This is a genomic window from Myxococcota bacterium (genome assembly GCA_041389495.1).
Classification (GTDB): Bacteria; Myxococcota_A; UBA9160; order UBA9160; family UBA4427; genus JAWKRT01.
This window is the reverse complement of record JAWKRT010000002.1, coordinates 595,598-611,318: the sequence shown is the minus strand read 5'-3', so window position 1 is coordinate 611,318 and position 15,721 is coordinate 595,598. Positions and strand designations below refer to the sequence as shown.

General features: G+C 74.6%; 14 protein-coding genes. 8 read left to right on the top strand and 6 right to left on the bottom strand.

The window, feature by feature from the left end; translation table 11 throughout:
- The first annotated feature begins 176 nt into the window (after positions 1–176).
- Genes R3E88_13410 through R3E88_13380 form a run of 7 tightly spaced genes read left to right on the top strand, consistent with a single transcriptional unit; the run spans position 177 to position 8,048 of the window.
- Positions 177–938, top strand: coding sequence for an isoprenylcysteine carboxylmethyltransferase family protein (locus tag R3E88_13410; GenBank protein MEZ4217475.1), 762 nt, complete (start codon positions 177–179; stop codon positions 936–938).
- Positions 935–1,978 (top strand): 3-oxoacyl-[acyl-carrier-protein] synthase III C-terminal domain-containing protein, encoded by a 1,044-nt coding sequence (locus R3E88_13405; GenBank protein ID MEZ4217474.1) that lies wholly within the window; start codon positions 935–937, stop codon positions 1,976–1,978. The genes R3E88_13410 and R3E88_13405 overlap by 4 nt, the downstream gene beginning before the upstream one ends.
- On the top strand, positions 1,972–2,550 hold the full coding sequence (locus R3E88_13400; GenBank protein ID MEZ4217473.1) for an isoprenylcysteine carboxylmethyltransferase family protein: 579 nt from the start codon (positions 1,972–1,974) through the stop codon (positions 2,548–2,550). The genes R3E88_13405 and R3E88_13400 overlap by 7 nt, the downstream gene beginning before the upstream one ends.
- Positions 2,547–2,810, top strand: coding sequence for an acyl carrier protein (locus tag R3E88_13395; GenBank protein MEZ4217472.1), 264 nt, complete (start codon positions 2,547–2,549; stop codon positions 2,808–2,810). The genes R3E88_13400 and R3E88_13395 overlap by 4 nt, the downstream gene beginning before the upstream one ends.
- Positions 2,807–4,555, top strand: a complete 1,749-nt coding sequence (locus R3E88_13390; protein ID MEZ4217471.1) for a fatty acyl-AMP ligase — start codon at positions 2,807–2,809, stop codon at positions 4,553–4,555. Before R3E88_13395 ends, R3E88_13390 begins: the two co-directional genes overlap by 4 nt.
- Positions 4,542–5,660 (top strand): NAD(P)/FAD-dependent oxidoreductase, encoded by a 1,119-nt coding sequence (locus R3E88_13385; GenBank protein ID MEZ4217470.1) that lies wholly within the window; start codon positions 4,542–4,544, stop codon positions 5,658–5,660. Before R3E88_13390 ends, R3E88_13385 begins: the two co-directional genes overlap by 14 nt.
- A 39-nt stretch (positions 5,661–5,699) precedes the next feature.
- Positions 5,700–8,048, top strand: a complete 2,349-nt coding sequence (locus tag R3E88_13380; protein MEZ4217469.1) for an MMPL family transporter — start codon at positions 5,700–5,702, stop codon at positions 8,046–8,048.
- On the opposite strand, the gene R3E88_13375 is transcribed toward R3E88_13380, so the two are convergent.
- The 6 genes from R3E88_13375 to R3E88_13350 form a co-directional block, all read right to left on the bottom strand.
- On the bottom strand, positions 8,023–8,628 hold the full coding sequence (locus R3E88_13375; protein MEZ4217468.1) for a class I SAM-dependent methyltransferase: 606 nt from the start codon (positions 8,626–8,628) through the stop codon (positions 8,023–8,025). The genes R3E88_13380 and R3E88_13375 overlap by 26 nt on opposite strands.
- Positions 8,616–8,999, bottom strand: a complete 384-nt coding sequence (locus R3E88_13370; GenBank protein MEZ4217467.1) for a hypothetical protein — start codon at positions 8,997–8,999, stop codon at positions 8,616–8,618. Before R3E88_13370 ends, R3E88_13375 begins: the two co-directional genes overlap by 13 nt.
- 59 nt (positions 9,000–9,058) lie before the next feature.
- Entirely contained in the window at positions 9,059–9,385 is a 327-nt protein-coding gene (locus R3E88_13365) for a MoaD/ThiS family protein (GenBank protein ID MEZ4217466.1), read from the bottom strand.
- Positions 9,382–11,394 (bottom strand): aldehyde ferredoxin oxidoreductase family protein, encoded by a 2,013-nt coding sequence (locus R3E88_13360; protein ID MEZ4217465.1) that lies wholly within the window; start codon positions 11,392–11,394, stop codon positions 9,382–9,384. Before R3E88_13360 ends, R3E88_13365 begins: the two co-directional genes overlap by 4 nt.
- 66 nt (positions 11,395–11,460) lie before the next feature.
- A complete protein-coding gene (locus R3E88_13355) occupies positions 11,461–12,762 on the bottom strand; it encodes an amidohydrolase family protein (GenBank protein MEZ4217464.1) in 1,302 nt (433 codons plus the stop codon).
- A 107-nt stretch (positions 12,763–12,869) separates the two neighbouring features.
- Positions 12,870–14,042 (bottom strand): aromatic ring-hydroxylating dioxygenase subunit alpha, encoded by a 1,173-nt coding sequence (locus R3E88_13350; GenBank protein ID MEZ4217463.1) that lies wholly within the window; start codon positions 14,040–14,042, stop codon positions 12,870–12,872.
- A gap of 308 nt (positions 14,043–14,350) precedes the next feature.
- Here R3E88_13350 and R3E88_13345 point away from each other — a divergent pair, with 308 nt between their 5' ends.
- Positions 14,351–15,682 (top strand): hypothetical protein, encoded by a 1,332-nt coding sequence (locus R3E88_13345; protein MEZ4217462.1) that lies wholly within the window; start codon positions 14,351–14,353, stop codon positions 15,680–15,682.
- The last annotated feature ends 39 nt before the right edge of the window (positions 15,683–15,721 follow it).

The window sequence follows — 15,721 nt, the reverse complement described above, 5'->3', positions numbered from 1 at the left end:
CCCGGAATGACGAACCCGTGAAGGATCCGGCGGTCGGGCTGGCGAAGCGCGTCCGCGTTCCATACATCGCGGAACCGCGGGGCGTCCGCGATCGTCTGCAGGCGCGGCGCTCACGCGTCGACCCGTTTCGCGACGACCGTCCCCGTCGTCGCCCCGCCCCCCTGGAGGCTTCGTCCTTGTCGCTCCGCGTCTCTTCCGCCGATCGCGCCCGCGCGGTCGCGCTCGGTCTCGCCTGCCATCTCGCGTTCGGAGTCGCCATCGCCTGGATGATCGCGAGCCTGCACGAAGGCATGCGCTTCGGTCTCGGCCGGCTCACCGGCTCCGCCGCGTGGCTCGCGAACTCCGTGCTCGCACTCTCGTTCCCCGTCGTTCACTCGCTCCTGCTGACGCCGCGCGGACAGCGCGCGCTCGACCGCGTCTCGCCGGGCGGCTCGCCCGACCTGCGCTGCACGACCTACGCGCTCGTCGCATCGCTCCACCTCGGCGCCGTCTTCGCGCTGTGGTCGCCGGCGGGTGCGGCCGTCTGGCGCGCGACCGGGGCCGCGCGCGTCGCGAGCGATGTCGCGTACGGCGCGAGCTGGCTGCTGCTCGGCAAGGCGATGCTCGACGCGGGTCTCGGCGTGCAGACGGGCTGGCTCGGCTGGAGCGCGGTGGCGCGCGGGCACCGGCCGCGCTTCGCGCCCTTCCCCACGCACGGCCTCTTCCGCTTCACGCGCCAGCCCGTCTACGTCGCCTTCGCGTGCACGCTCTGGACGGCGCCCATCGTCACCGCGGACCGGCTCCTGCTCGCGACGCTCTGGACGGCGTACTGTGTCGTCGGGCCGCTCCACAAGGAGCGGCGCCTGCTCGCGCGCGAGCGCGAGCGCTACCTCGCCTACCAGCGCCTCGTCCCCTACTGGCTGCCGCGCCTCGCCCGGCGCGCGGGAGGTGTCGCATGAGGATCGCCGCCGTCGGGCGCGCGCTGCCCGCCCACTACTACGACCAGGACGAGCTGCTCGACGCACTCGCGCGCCTGTGGAAGGGGCGCTTCCACAACCCGCGACGCCTCGAGCAGATCCAGCGGAACACGCTCGTCGGCGGCCGCCACCTCGCGCTCCCGGTCGAGGAGTACGAGCGGCTGCGCGGCTTCGGCGACGCGAACGCCGCGTTCGTCCGCTGCGCGGTCGAGCTCGGCGAGCGCGCCGTCGACGACGCGCTCGCGCGCGCCGGCCTGCGCCCGCGCGACGTCGACCACGTCTTCGCGCTCTCGGTCACGGGCATCGCCGCGCCGTCGATCGACGCGCGGCTCGTGAACCGGATGGGGATGCGCAGCGACGTGAAGCGCACGCCGATCTTCGGGCTCGGCTGCGTCGGCGGCGCCGCCGGCATCGCGCGCGCCGCCGACTCCCTCCGCGGCTTCCCCGACCAGACCGCCGTCGTGCTCTCGACCGAGCTCTGCAGCCTCACGCTCCAGCGCGGCGACGCGTCGATGGCGAACGTGATCGCGAGCGGGCTCTTCGGCGACGGCGCGGCGGCGGCCGTGATCCGCGGAGCAGCGACGGGCTCCGCGGGCCCGCGCATCGTCGCCACGCAGTCCGTCTTCTATCCCGACACCGAGCGCGTGATGGGCTGGGACGTCACCGACGGCGGCTTCCAGGTCGTGCTGTCGGCCGACGTGCCCGCGATCGCGGCCGGGCTCCGCCCCGACGTCGAGAAGTTCCTCGCCGCGCACGACCTCGCGCTCGGGGACGTCGGCGTCTTCGTGTGCCACCCCGGCGGCCCGAAGGTGCTCGAGGCGATCGAGACGTCGCTCTCGCTCCCGGCCGACGCGCTCGCGCGGTCGTGGGCGCACCTCGCGGAGGTCGGCAACCTGTCGAGCGCCTCCGTGCTGTTCGTGCTGGCCGATGCGCTCGAGGAGTCGCCCGCGCCGGGGACGCACGGCCTGCTGCTCGCGATGGGCCCGGGCTTCTGCAGCGAGCTCGTGCTGCTGCGATGGTGACGAGCCAGGTCGCCTACCTGGGCCTGCTCGCGCTCGTCGGCGCCGAGCGGCTCGTCGAGCTCGCGCTGTCGCGGCGCAACGCGGCGCGCGCCTTCGCGCGCGGTGGCGTCGAGCTCGGCCGCGGGCACTTCGGCGCGATGCGCGCGCTGCACGCGGGCTTCCTGGCTTCGTGCGCGCTCGAGGTCGTCCTGCTCGACCGCGGCTTCGACCCGCGCGTCGGCTTCCCCATGCTCGCGCTCGCGCTCGCCGCGCAGGCGCTGCGCTACTGGGCGATCGCCTCGCTCGGCGACCGCTGGAACGTGCGCGTGATCGTCGTGCCGGGCGAGCCGGTCGTCACGACGGGCCCGTACCGCTGGCTGCGCCATCCGAACTACGCCGCCGTCGCGCTCGAGGGCGTCGCGCTCCCGCTCGTCCACGGCGCGTGGTGCACGGCGATCGCCTTCACGCTGCTCGACGCGTGGCTCCTCCGCACGCGCATCGCGGTCGAGGAGCGCGCGCTCGCCGAGCACTGCGACGGCGACGCGCGGCTCGGCGACCGGCCGCGCCTCGTGCCGGCGCGGAGCGCGCGATGACGCAGCCGACGGAGCGCGACACGTGGACCGAGCTGCGCCGCCTCGCGCGCGAGCGGCTCGGGAGCACGGCGGCGATCGACGCCGACACGGACCTCGTCGCCGACCTCGCGCTCGACTCGATCCAGCAGCTCGACCTCGTCGTCGAGCTCGAGAACCTGTTCGAGATCGAGCTCGAGCCCGACGGCGAGCGCGAGATCCGGACCGCGGGCGAGCTCGTCGCGTGGATCGACGACACGCGCCGCGCAGGAGGACGACCATGACCGCGACGCTGGCTTCCCGCCTCGAGGAGGCCGCCGGGCTCGGCGGCGCGATCACCTTCGTCGATGCGCGCGAGCGCGAGACGAAGCTCTCGCACGCGGAGCTCGCCGAGCGCGCGCGCCGGGCGGCGGCCGGCCTCGCCGCGCGCGGCGTCGAGCCGGGCGACCGCGTGGCGATCGTCGCGGCGACGAGCCCCGAGTTCTTCGACGGCTTCTTCGGCGCCGTGCTCGCCGGCGCCGTGCCCGTTCCGCTCTACCCGCCCGTGCGCCTCGGCCGCCTCGACGAGTACCACGAGCGCACGGCCGCGATGCTCGACGCGGCGCGCGTGCGGCTCGTGCTCGCGGATTCGCGCACGCAGCGCGTGCTCGGCCGCACGATCGAGCGCGCACGTCCCGAGCTCGGCTGCGAGGGGCTCGCGAGCCTGCGCGCCTTCCGCGGGCTCGCGCGCGAGCTCGACCCCGACGCGCTCGGCTTCATCCAGTTCTCGTCCGGCACGACGCAGGCGCCGAAGCCCGTCGCGCTCACGCACCGACAGATCCTCGCCAACGTCGCGGCGATCGGCGACGCCGTGCGCACCGTCCATCCCGAAGTCGACGGCTTCGTGCACTCGGCCGCGAGCTGGCTGCCGCTCTACCACGACATGGGGCTCGTCGGCGGCATCTTCACGTCGCTCTTCCACGGGTGCGACCTCGCGCTGATCCCGCCCGAGCACTTCATCGCGCGCCCCGCGCTGTGGCTGCGCGCGATCTCGCGCCACCGCGCCACGATCAGCCCCGCGCCGAACTTCGCCTACGCGCTGTGTGCGGAGCGCGTGCGCGACGACGAGCTCGAGGGCGTCGACCTCTCGTCCTGGCGCGTCGCGATGAACGGCGCCGAGCCCGTCACGCCGGCGGTGCTCGACCGATTCGTCGAGCGCTTCGCCGCCTACGGACTCCGCGAGGAGGCGCTGACTCCCGTCTACGGCCTCGCCGAAGCGACGCTCGCGGTGACGTTCAGCGCGCTCGACCGCCGCTTCGCCGTCCACCGCTTCGACGCGCGCGCGCTGCAGCGCGACGGCCGCGCCGTCGCGAGCGAGGCCGCGGGCGCGACGTCGATCGTCTCGCTCGGCCCGCCGCTCCCCGGCTTCGCGATCGAGATCGCGGACGAGCGGGGGCGCGCTCTCTCGGCGGGCGAGGTCGGCCGCGTGCGCGTGCGCGGGCCGTCGATCATGGAGGGCTACGACGGGCGGCCCGAAGCGACCGCCGCCGCGCTGCGCGACGGCTGGCTCGACACCGGTGACGTCGGCTTCCTGTGGAACGGCGAGCTCCACCTCCACGGCCGGGCGAAGGACCTGATCGTCGTGCGCGGCCGCAACCACGCGCCGCAGGACATCGAGCGCGCGCTCGACGACCTGCCGGGCGTGCGCGCGGGCTGCAGCGCGGCCGTCGGCGCGCTCGCCGACGACGGGAGCGGCGAGGAGCTGTGGCTGCTCGTCGAGCGCGCGCACGACGCGTCGCCCGACGGCGACACCGGGATCGAGATCGCCGCGCGGCGGCGCGCGCTCGAGGTGAGCGGGCTCGTCGCGGGGCGCGTCGTCGTGCTCGCGCCCGGCACGCTGCCGCGCACCTCGAGCGGGAAGATCCGGCGCGCCGAGGCGCTCCGGCTGTACCGCGGCGGCGAGCTCGCGCCGCCCGGCAAGGTGTCGCTGCCGCGGCTCGCCCTCGAGATGGCGCGCTCGCTGCGCGCGTTCGCCCGTGCGCGCGCTTGACGCGCTCGTCGTCGGCGCGGGCCCCGTCGGTCTCGCCACCGCGATCGAGCTCGCGCGCCGCGGCGCGCGCGCGCTCGTCGTCGAGCGCCGCGCGCCGCCGCTCGACAAGGCCTGCGGCGAAGGGATCATGCCCGCCGGCGTGCGCGCGCTCGACGCGCTCGGCGTCGCGCTCCCCGCGCTGCCCGCCGCGCGCTTCCGGGGCGTGCGCTTCGTCGACGGCGCGCGCACGCTCACCGGCGCGTTCCGCAGCGGGCCCGGGCTCGGCGTCCGCCGCACCGCGCTCTCGCGCGCGCTGCTCGACGCCGCCGCGCGCGCGGGCGTCGACGTGCGCTTCGGCTGTGCGCTCGAGTCGTTCGACGCCGACGCCGCGGGCGTGCGCGCGACGACCTCGGAGGGCGAGCTCCGCGCGCGCGTGCTCGTCGGCGCCGACGGGCTCGCGAGCCGCGTGCGCGCGCGCGCGGGGCTCGCGTCGCCACCCGCGCGGCGGCGCCGGTTCGGGATGCGCCGCCACTTCCGCGTCGCGCCGTGGAGCGACCTCGTCGAGGTGCACTGGGGCGAGGGCATCGAGGCGTACGTGACGCCCGTCGCGGCCGACGAGGTCGGCGTCGCGCTCCTCTGGCGCGGCGACGGCGGGAGCTACGACGCGCACCTCGCGCGCTTCCCCGCCCTCGCCCGGCGCCTCGCCGACGCGGAACGCGTCTCGACCGTGCGCGGCGCGGGCCCGTTCTGGCAGGGCGCGCGCGCGCGCACGGCGCCGGGCATCGCGCTCGTCGGCGACGCGGCGGGCTACACGGACGCGGTCACGGGCGAGGGCATCACGGTCGGGCTCGCGTGCGCGCGCGCGCTCGCGCGAACGATCGCCGAGGGCGCGCCGCTCGCGCGCTACGAGGCCGACTGGCGCCGGCTCACGCGCGTGCACCGGGGCTTCGCCGCGCTGCTCGCGACGGGCGTCGCGCACCCGCGCGCGCGGCGCGCGGCCTTCGCGCTGCTCGCGGCGGCGCCGCCGGCGTTCGGCGCGCTGCTCCGGCTCGCCGCGGGCGAGCCGCCGGCCTCGCGCGGGCGCCGCGCCGACGAAGGGGCCCCCGAGCCGCGCCGGGTCACCTAGCATCGGGCGCGCGCGAGCCCCGGGAGCCACGACATCCGCATGGACCGCCTCGCCTCGCTCTGCCTGCGCGCGCCGCTGCGCGTGCTGCTCGTCGCCGCGCTCGCGACCGCCGCGCTCGGCGCGGGCGCGCTGCGCGTCGGGACCGATTCGGGCTATCGCGCCTTCCTCGGCGCCGGCCATCCCGTCGTGCGCGACCTCGAGGAGGTGACGACGCGCTTCGGCGGCGGCGTTCCGTTCGCGATCGTCTACCGCTGCGGCGACGGCGCGCCGTGCGAGAGCGTGTTCGACGCCGGCGCGCTCGCCATGGCCCACGACCTCGCGGAGGAGATCGCCGCGCTCCCGGGCGTCTCGCGCGTCGAGGGCCCGGCGACGACGCCACTCCTCGCGCCCGAGCTGTTCGACCTGCCGCGCGCGCGTCGCCTCGCGCCCGGCGGCACGCCCGCACCGGACCTCGAGGCCCTCGCCGCGCGCGCGGTGCGCGACCCCGTCTGGGAGGGGCAGATCGTGTCGGCCGACGGGCGCGCGGGCGCGCTCGTCGTCGAGCTCGCCGACTCGTCGGGCGCGACGGCCGAGCGCGCGGTCGACGGCGCGCGCGCCGCGCTCGCGCGCTTCGAGGCGCGGGGGCACCGCTTCGCGCTCGTCGGCGGCCCGGTCGAGTTCGTGGTCGCGGGACGCGAGCTCGACCACCAGGTGCAGCGGCTCGTGCCGGCGATCGTCGTGCTCGTCGGCGTCATCCTCCTCGTCGCGTTCCGTTCGCTCGTGCCGTCCGTGCTCGCGCTCGCGACGGCGGGGCTCGCGCTCGTGTGGACGGTGGGGCTCCAGGGGTGGCTCGGCTGGCCGCGCACGAGCTTCTTCCAGGTGCTGCCGCCGCTCATGCTCACGATCGGCGTCTGCTACGGCATCCACGTCGTCACGACGTACGCGGAGATGTGCGCGGAGGAGGAAGACGGCCCGGGCGGTGCCCCGGGCGACCGCGCGGGCCGCGAGCGCGTCGCGCTGCGCGCGCTCGCCGAGGTCGGGCGACCCGCCTTCTACACGGCGCTCACGACGGCCGCGGGCTTCGCGTCGTTCTCGGCGAGCGGCCTCGAGAGCCTCGTGCGCTTCGGCTGGGTCGCGGCCTTCGGCGTGATCGCGGCCTTCGCCGCGACGTTCTTCCTGCTCCCGATCGCGCTCGTGCGCGTCCCGGCGCGGCTCGTCGCCGTGCCGCGCTCGCACGCCGCGTGGAGCCGCGTGGTCGGTGCGATCGCCGACCACGTCGCGCGCGGGCGCGCGCGCATCCTGCTCGCGGCGGCCGCGCTCACCGTGGTGGGCGGCTTCGGCATCGCGCGCCTCTCGATCGACGCGAGCTTCGAGGAGCTCTACGGCGAGCAGAGCCAGGTGGTGCGCTGGGCGCGCGAAGCCGCCGCGCTGCGCGGCGGCGACACGCTCGAGGTCGCGCTCGAGCTCCCCCCCGGCACGGAGCCGACGTCGCTCGATGCGCTCCGCGCCGTCGCGCGCATCGAGGGCCTCGCGCGCGCGAACGGGCTCGACCGCGCGCTCTCCGTGCTCGCGCCGCTGCGCGAGCTCGCGGCGCTCGTTCCCGGCCCGCCGCTCGACGTCGCGGCCGACGGCGCCGACTCGCGGCGCCCCGCGCAGCTCTTCCGCCTGATGCGCGCCGAGCAGCCGGCGCAGGTCGCGCTGTTCGCGGCGCCCGCGACCGACGCGCGCGGCGCCGCGCTGCGCGTCTCGTTCCAGGGCGAGAAGCTCCCGCAGGACGCGCTCCGCGACCTCGTCGCGAACGTCGAGCGCGAGGCGCGCGCCGCCGCGCCGGCGGGATCGCGCGTCGTCGTCACGGGCCCGCTCGCCGTCGTGAGCCGCATGATCGACGAGATCCGCGACACGCAGATCGGGAGCTTCGGACAGGCGCTCGCGATGGTGTTCGCGCTGACGGCGCTGTGCCTGCGCTCGCTCCGCCTCGCGCTGCTCGCGATGGTCCCGACGACGCTCCCCGTCGTGCTCACGCTCGGCGCGATGGGCTTCCTCGGCATCCCGCTCGACATGGGCACCGCGATGGTCGCGTCCGTGCTGCTCGGGCTCGGCGTCGACGAGGCGCTGCACCTGCTCGCCGGCTACCAGCGCTTCCGGGCGCACGGGCTCGCGCGCGAGCACGCGATGGACGCGTCGCTGCGCGAGGTCGGGCGCGCGCTCTTCACGACGGCGGGCGCGCTCGCGGCGGGCTTCCTCGTGCTCTTCCTCGTGCCGTGGAAGAGCCTGTCGAGCTTCGGGCTCGTGACGGGCGTGGCGATCGGCGCGTCGCTGCTCGCCGACCTGCTCGTGCTGCCGGGCGTGGTCGGGAGCCGGCCGCCCGCGGCGGGCGCGGCGCCTAGCGTGCCGCCGAGATCGTCTTGACCACGTCGAGGAAGACGTGCGTCACCTTCGTGAGGCGGAAGCCCGCGGCCTTCACGTTCTCGACCGTGGTGCGGTTCATCTCGGGGCCGGCCTTGCGCGAGAGCGGCGTCATCACGTTCATCATCACGTTGAACGGGAAGTAGCGGCTGCCGGTGTGCTCGAACATGTGGAGCTCGCCGCCCGGGCGCAGCACGCGGTGCAGCGCGCGCAGCCCGTCGACCGGCCGCGGCACCGAGCAGAACGTGCACGACGTGAACACCTGGTCGAACTCGCCCTCGGCGAACGGCATGTCGTGCACGTCCACCTGGCGCAGCTCCATCGAGCCCGGGTAGGCCTCGACGCGCGGCCGCGCCTTCTCGAGCATGCGCTCGCTGATGTCGATGCCGACGATGTCGCGGCCTTCGGGGAAGAAGCGGACGTCGAGCCCGGTGCCGACCGCGAGGAAGAGGATGCGGCCCTCGCCCATCCTCGCGAACAGCTCGCGCTTGTACGGCTCCCAGCGCCTCTCGGGCCCGTAGCCCGCCATCAGGTCGAAGTTGCGCGCCGCGCGGTCCCACTTCTTCTGCGTCACGACGTCCATCGCGAGGCCCTCCCGCGGAGGATCGCGTTCGCGACGTAGCAGGCGACGAGCGTGCCGACGCCGCACACCACGCCGAGCTCGACGCCGCGCGCGACGCCGACCGGCTCCATCGCCGCCGCCATGGAGACGACCATGCCCGCGACCATGCCCGTCGTCATCGCCGGCACCATCACCTCCATCGCGCCGAAGAGCGCACCCATCGGGAGCGCCACCGGCAGCACGACGACCATGCCGAGCGCCATGCCGACGACCATCGCGATCCACATGTTCCAGGCCGGGCCGAAGAGCGCCGCGCAGAGCGCGCCGACGAGCGCGCCCGCCACGACGTTCGCGGCGAGATCGCCGAGCACGAAGTAGAGACGGGTCTCCAACCGGGCTCCTCCTGTCGCACCGTCGGCGCGGGCGTCGCGGATGCGCGCGGTCCGCGCGCTCAGCCGCCGGCGACCGGACCGAGCAGGTAGATCTCGTCGCCGTCGCCCATCGCGCGCTCGAGGCTCTCGTCGACGGGCGCGCGCTGCCCGTTCCACATCAGCGTGTGGCGCAGGTGCGGGCTGTCGGCGATCGCCTGCGTGAGCGCGAGACCCTGGCGGTCGGCCTCGGCGATGAGCGTGCCGAGCGTCGCGCCCTCGGGCAGCGCGATCCAGCGATCGACGTCGAACCAGCCTTCGCCGATCCGCCCCTTGACGACGACGCGCACGCGCGGCCCCGTCTCGGAGTCGCCGCCGATCCAGCGCTGCACGCGCTCGCGCAGGCTCATGCGTCGAGATACCCCGCGAGCAGGCCGTCGATGCCGAGCGCCTGCGCGTGCGCGCGCTCGATGCGCCCGGTCGCCGGGTTCCAGTGCATGGCCGCGTAGTAGTCGCGCTTGAGCTGATCGAGCGGGACCTTCACGCCGCGCAGCGGCCCGTCGTCGAGCAGGCCGTCGCCCTCGCCCAGCATGCGCGGGTGCGGCTTGAAGTCGCCGGGCGCGATGCCCTCGCGCAGGTTGAACGCGGCGCGCAGGTTCTGGATGCGCTCGCCGCAGCGCAGCAGCTCCTTCGCGTCGAGGTCCCAGCCCGTGAGCGCGTTCGTGAGGTCGAGCCACGGCAGCCCGCCCGTCATGTTCGTGAACAGGCACAGGCCGAGGCCGTTCATCACCTGGTGCGCGTTGCTGAAGTGCGCCTGCGCCTTGCCCTTGTTCTCCGTCGACTTCCACGAGATCGCGATCTCCTTCTCGTCGATCGCGTTCGGGATCGGGAAGCCCACGTTGAACGTCTCGCGCCACGAGCCCGTGCCCGTCGTGTGGCGGCCGGGCGTCGGGTCGGCGATGTAGCTCACGCCCATGAGCGAGGTGAAGCGCGAGTCGTGATAGGCGGGCTCCTGTCCGTGCACGTGCACGGCGAAACGCTCGCTCCCCTTGCCGACGTGCTCGGACGCGCGCGCGAGGCCGTGTCGCAGCCACGTCCCGCAGCCCTCGTTCTTGCCCATCTTGATCGTGAGCGCGAGCGCGCCCTCGCCGTTGCCCCAGCGCATGTCGATGCCGTCGAGGTCGGCCGGCGCGAGGATCCCTTCCTCGACCGCCTCGCAGACCCACGCGAGCGTCGCGCTCGCGCTCACCGCGTCGAGGCCGAAGCGGTTGCAGGCGTCGTGGCACGCCGTGACGATCTCGATGTCGTCGTTGAGGATCGCCGCGCCGAAGCCGGCGATCGTCTCGTAGTCGGGGCGGCGCACGTCGGACAGGCCGCGGCTCTTGACCGCGACGATGCCCTTGCAGGGCGCCGGGCAGTCGCCGCACGAGAGCTTCTTCGTGATGTACTTGGCCACCGTGTCGCCGTCGAGCTTGATGCTCTTCGTGGCGAGCGGGAAGTCGCGCGAGCCGACGCCCTTCCAGTTCTTCACCGGGCCGTCGCCGTTCTCGATGCTGAGCGCCACCGCGCCCGTCGTCCCGCGATCCGACCAGAGCTGGCGCATCGCCTTCTGCGGCGCCTCGACCTTGATGCCGAAGCGCGCCATCGCGCGGTACATCCAGCCGAGCATCGGCTTGGGCTTCGTCATCCACACCATGAAGCGCGTCAGCCACGAGAGATCGGACTTGTACTCCTTCGTGATCGACTGGCAGAGATTGCGGAAGCGCGCCGGGTCGGCGACCGGGACCTCGCCCGAGCCGTGCACGACGATCGCCTTCAGGTTCTTCGCGCCGTAGACCGCACCGAGGCCCTGGCGACCGAACGCGTGGTAGCGGTCGTTCATGACGCTCGCGATGCGCGCCTGGTGCTCGCCGGCCGGGCCGATCGCGCTGACGCCCACTTCGGACTGGCTGCCGTAGCGCTCGCGCAGCGCGTCGAAGACGGGCGGGATCTCCTGTCCCCACAGCTCGCCCGCCGGCTCGAAGCGCACGTCGCCGTCGCGCACGACGAGCACCGTCGGCTCGCTCGCGCGCCCCGTCACGACGAGGCCGTCGTAGCCCGCGCGTCGCAGCTGGCTCGCGACCGAGCCGCCCGAGTTCGAGTCGGCCCACGTCCCCGTGAGCGGCGACTTCGCGACGATCTGGATGCGCCCCGAGAACGGCGTGCGCGCGCCCGTGAGCAGGCCCGACACGATCGCGAAGCACGCCTCGGGCGCGAGCGCGTCGGCGCCCGCCGGGTAGTGCTTCCACATGAGATAGGCGCCCAGGCCGTAGCCACCCAGGAACTGCCGGTAGACGGACTCGTCGATCTCGTCGATGCGCGTCGTCTTCGTCGTGAGGTCCGCGATCAGCACGCGGCCGTGCGTTCCGTAGCGGGGCATGGGGTCCCTCCTTGGTGGGGCGGCATTCTAGACCGACCCAGGGACCCGCGGACACACCCCGTCCGGCTAGCGTCCCTCCATCGCCGCCTGCGCGGCGCGTCCGCGGCTCGCGAGCTCGGCGAAGAAGGCGCGGTCCCGCTCGTCGGCGAGCCGCCCGACCCGCGTCACGGTGTCGACGTCCGGGGCCTCGGCGCGGAGCGCCTTCGCCGTGCAGCGCTCCTTCGGGCGGATCGAGAACGGGTCGAACTGGAAGTGCCGCATGGCGTTCTCGTGCGTGATCTTGCGGATCGTCGCGTCGTCGAGCGGTGCGAGCACGCGGGCGAGCTCCTCGGGCGAGTTCGGCCAGTTCGTGTCGCTGTGCGGGAAGTCGCACTCCCAGCACACGTTGTCGGTGTTGAAGTGGTGCATCAGCTCGACGCCGATCGGGTCGGCGATGAAGCAGCACAGCACGTGCTTCAGGAACACCTGCGTCGGGCTCATCCCGTCCGGGAAGTGGTGCTGCGTCCAGCCGCTGTGCCGGCTCTGCACGTGCTCGGCGCGCCAGAGGAAGTACGGGATCCAGCCGACGTCGCCCTCGGTGAGCGAGAAGCGCAGGTTCGGGAAGCGCCACCAGACGTCGTTCCAGATCAGGTCGCCGAGCGTGAAGATCGCCATCGCCGACGACAGCGACATGCCGACCGACGGCGGCGCGTCCGCGGTCGTCGACACGCTCTTCGACGACGAGCCGATGTGGCAGCAGAGCACCGTGCCGCTGTCGGAGCACGCGGCGAACAGCGGATCCCACGCGCCCGAGTGGATCGAGGGCATGTTCAGCGCCTCGGGGTTCTCGGAGTACGTGACCGCGTGGCAGCCCTTCGATGCCAGGCGCCGCACCTCCTTCGCCGCGCGCTCGGGATCGAAGAGCGGGAGGATGCCGCACGGGATGAAGCGCTCGGGCGCCGTCGCGCACCACTCGTCGATGTGCCAGTCGTTGTAGGCGCGGATCATCGCCTCGTTCACGTCGGGGTCGGGGCCCTGGTTCAGCACCTGCCCGGCGAAGCCGGTGAAGTTCGGGAAGTTGAGCCCGGCGAGGATGCCGCCCGCCGACATGTCGCGGACGCGCTCCACCGGATCCCAGCAGCCGCGGCGCATCTCGTCGTAGCGGTGCGCATCGGTGTTGAAGTACTCGCGCGGCTTGCCCGCCGCCGCGTTGAGCCCGAGGTTGCGACCCGGCCGGCCCTCGTACCACCACTGCTCGCGCCCGTTCGCGTCGACCTTCACGACGGGCGCGCGGTCGCGGTACTTCGCGGGCACGTGCCGCTCGAACATGTCGGCGGGCTCCGCAATGTGGTCGTCCACGCTGATGAGGATCATGTCGTCGGCGTGCATCGGGTCCTCCTGCGCGGGCGGGCGCCCGTCGCTGCGCAGTCAACCACAGGCGGCGCAGCTCCCGCGTACACCGATGCGCGGCGTGCGCGGGCCGGCGGCCCGGCGCCTCACTCCGGCAGCGGGAGCCCGATCGCGTCGGCGATGTCGCGGTGGTAGCGCTGGAGCAGCGGCTCGCTGCGGCCGAGCACGAGACGGAGCCCGGGCGGCGCCGCCGCGAGGCTCGGCCAGCTCGCGTTCGCGACGCGGTAGTCCTCGTCGCGCACGATGGCGCAGACGACGTCGTGCATGTGCGAGATCTGCTCGTCGGGCACGTCGCCTTCGCCCGCGCGCCGATACGTCGACCCGAGCGACACGGCCTCGCCGACGCTCGCGCCGGGGAAGAGCCGGAACATCGACGCGACCGGCGTCGCGCCGTCGAACGCGTGCGTGAACGCGATGGTCGTGTTCGGGAAGAGGTAGTGGACCGCCTGGTAGCCGCCCGTCGGCCACTCGGCCTCCGGGCGCGCGAGCCGGTCCGCGAGCTCGAGGCCCGGCCCGCTGTAGCGGTGATGCCGCCCGTAGTGGTCGAACAGCATCACGAAGGGCACGAGGTTCGTCGCGAGCGATTCCGCGTGCAGCACGGGCACGTGATAGGCCTCGGCGAACGTGTCGAGCGCCGCCTTCCAGTTCGTGGCGACCGGCATGCGGTCGAGCCGCACGCGCTCGAGGCGCCCGAGGTCGAGCGCCTCGAGCAGCGGCGCCATCGCCCCGAGGAAGCCGGGCACGTCGATCGCCGGCCCGGGCGTCGCGCGCACGAAGATCATCCCCGCCCACTCCGCCGCGGGGAGCGCGACGAGCCCGTGCCGCGCGCGGTCGAGGCCGTCGAAGGCCGCCGGCTGCGCCATGCCGACGAGCCGGCCCGCGAGATCGAAGCTCCACCCGTGGAGCGGGCACGTGAGCCGGCGCGAGCGCTCGCACGTCTCGACGAGGCGCGTGCCGCGGTGCGGACACAGGTTGAGGAAGGCGCGCACGCCGCCGTCCTCGGCGCGCGCGACGACGACGGGGACGCCGGCCTCGTCGAAGCACATGCGATCGCCCGCGGCCGGGAGGTCGCGCGAGAAGCCGACGAGCAGCGGCTGCTCGCGGAAGAGCCTCGTGCGCTCGAGCTCGAAGCGCGCCGGGTCGGTGTACGCGCTCGCGGCGATCGTCATCGTCGCCGCGCCGAGGTCCGACGTCCGCTCGCCGCGCAGGTGCTCGGCGAAGCGGCGCAGCATGCTCCGCCACTCGTCCTCGATCCGCATCGCGCCTTCCTCGCTGCGCCTCGCGCGGCGCGGGCCTGCGCGCTGCGCGAGGCGCCGCGCGAGCCGCTCGCATCCTAGCGCCCGCGCGCCGCGCGCGGATCGCACTGCGCGCGGATCGCGCTGCGCGCGGATCGCGCCGCGCGGCCGTCGCCTAACGAGCGGCCGCTCGCGGCCGTGCGCACGGCCGGGAGCGGCGCCGAGCGCGCCGGCCCGCGTCGTCCGGTGCGGCCGCGCGGCGCGCTCGCACCCCCGTGCGCCGACGTGGTAGAAGCGCGCGGCCCACGCCGCCGTGGAGAAGGAGGCCTCGCATGTTCCGCCCTTCCGGCTCGCCCCCGACGTCGACCGCCGCGACCGCGGCGTTCCTCACCTCGCTCGCCCTGCTCGGCGCCGCGTGCGCGACGAGCGGGAGCCCCGCCGGCGAGCGCGACGCGGGCGCACCGCCTCCCGACGAGCTCGCCGCGGCACTCGACGAGCTCGCCGCGAGCCTCGAGCGCGCCGAGCAGTCCGTCCGCGGCGCGGCCGCGTTCGGCAGCGACCTCGAACGCGCGCGCGGCTACGAGTACCTGCTGCGCTCGATGATCCAGTCCTTCGAGGCCGAGCTGCTGCCGGACCCGGACTTCCCGTACTTCCGCGTGCTCGACTTCCGCCTTCGCGGCGGCGGCGACAACCCCGACCAGCGCTACGCGTTCGCGTCGATCCGCGGCGCCGTTCCCTATCGCGTGTTCGGCGAGCTCGGCTCCGCCCGACGCCTCGAGGTGCAGCTCTACAGCGGCGAGCCGTGGGCGGGCACCGGGAAGTCGGTCGGCTACCTCGCGTTCGAGCAGATCGCGCTCGCGCCCGACGGCTCGTTCGAGATCGAGCTCGTCGCGCCGGGCACCGACGTGGCGGCGGCACCTCCCGGCACGACGCGCATCGTGAGCCCGCCCGAGACGACGTCCGTGATGGTGCGCCACATCTTCGACGTGTGGGACACGCGGCCGACCGGTGGCGTGCACATCGATCGCATCGGGTACGAGGGAAGGCGCCAGCCGGGGCGCACGTCGGCCGAGATGGCCCAGCGCATGCGCGACGCCGCGAGCGACTTCGAGAAGCGCGTCGCCACGTGGCCGTGGTTCGTCGAGGAACGCTATGTGAAGGCGCGCCCCGTGAACGAGGTGGGCGAGCTCGTCGACACGTACCTCCTCGGCGGCGCGCGCGGCCGCTGGATGGGCAACGCGCACTTCGATCTCCCGCCCGGGAAGGCGCTCGTCGTGCGCACCTGGCCGACGACGGCGAAGTACCAGGCGATCCAGCTCACCGACCTCTGGTTCGACTCGCTCGAGTACGGCAACCAGGTGTCGAGCCTCACCTCGACCCAGGTCGTGAAGGCGCCCGACGGCGCCTACTACCACGTGATCGCGCCCGAGGATCCGGGCTACCCGAACTGGCTCGACACGGGCGGGCTCACGCGCGGCACGATGCTGCTCCGCTTCGACGGCGTGCAGGGCGAGATCCCGAAGGCGCTCCAGCCGTCGGCCGAGCTCGTCGACCTCGACGCGCTCGCCGAGCACATCCCCGGGTTCGCGACGGTGACCGAGGCCGAGCGCGCGCGCGTGCGCGCGGCGCGGCGACACCACCTGCAGATCCGGTCGAATCGCTAGGCGGCGCGCGGGCGCCGGGCGCGAGCGCGCCGCGCGACG

Bases quoted from the DNA above. Each gene is read 5' to 3' on its own strand.
- R3E88_13395 (MEZ4217472.1), top strand. From the start codon at position 2,547: ATGACGCAGCCGACGGAGCGCGACACGTGGACCGAGCTGCGCCGCCTC.
- R3E88_13345 (MEZ4217462.1), top strand. From the start codon at position 14,351: ATGTTCCGCCCTTCCGGCTCGCCCCCGACGTCGACCGCCGCGACCGCG.
- R3E88_13380 (MEZ4217469.1), top strand. From the start codon at position 5,700: ATGGACCGCCTCGCCTCGCTCTGCCTGCGCGCGCCGCTGCGCGTGCTG.
- R3E88_13390 (MEZ4217471.1), top strand. From the start codon at position 2,807: ATGACCGCGACGCTGGCTTCCCGCCTCGAGGAGGCCGCCGGGCTCGGC.
- R3E88_13405 (MEZ4217474.1), top strand. From the start codon at position 935: ATGAGGATCGCCGCCGTCGGGCGCGCGCTGCCCGCCCACTACTACGAC.
- R3E88_13365 (MEZ4217466.1), bottom strand. From the start codon at position 9,385: ATGAGCCTGCGCGAGCGCGTGCAGCGCTGGATCGGCGGCGACTCCGAG.
- R3E88_13355 (MEZ4217464.1), bottom strand. From the start codon at position 12,762: ATGCACGCCGACGACATGATCCTCATCAGCGTGGACGACCACATTGCG.
- R3E88_13350 (MEZ4217463.1), bottom strand. From the start codon at position 14,042: ATGCGGATCGAGGACGAGTGGCGGAGCATGCTGCGCCGCTTCGCCGAG.
- R3E88_13360 (MEZ4217465.1), bottom strand. From the start codon at position 11,394: ATGCCCCGCTACGGAACGCACGGCCGCGTGCTGATCGCGGACCTCACG.
- R3E88_13400 (MEZ4217473.1), top strand. From the start codon at position 1,972: ATGGTGACGAGCCAGGTCGCCTACCTGGGCCTGCTCGCGCTCGTCGGC.
- R3E88_13375 (MEZ4217468.1), bottom strand. From the start codon at position 8,628: ATGGACGTCGTGACGCAGAAGAAGTGGGACCGCGCGGCGCGCAACTTC.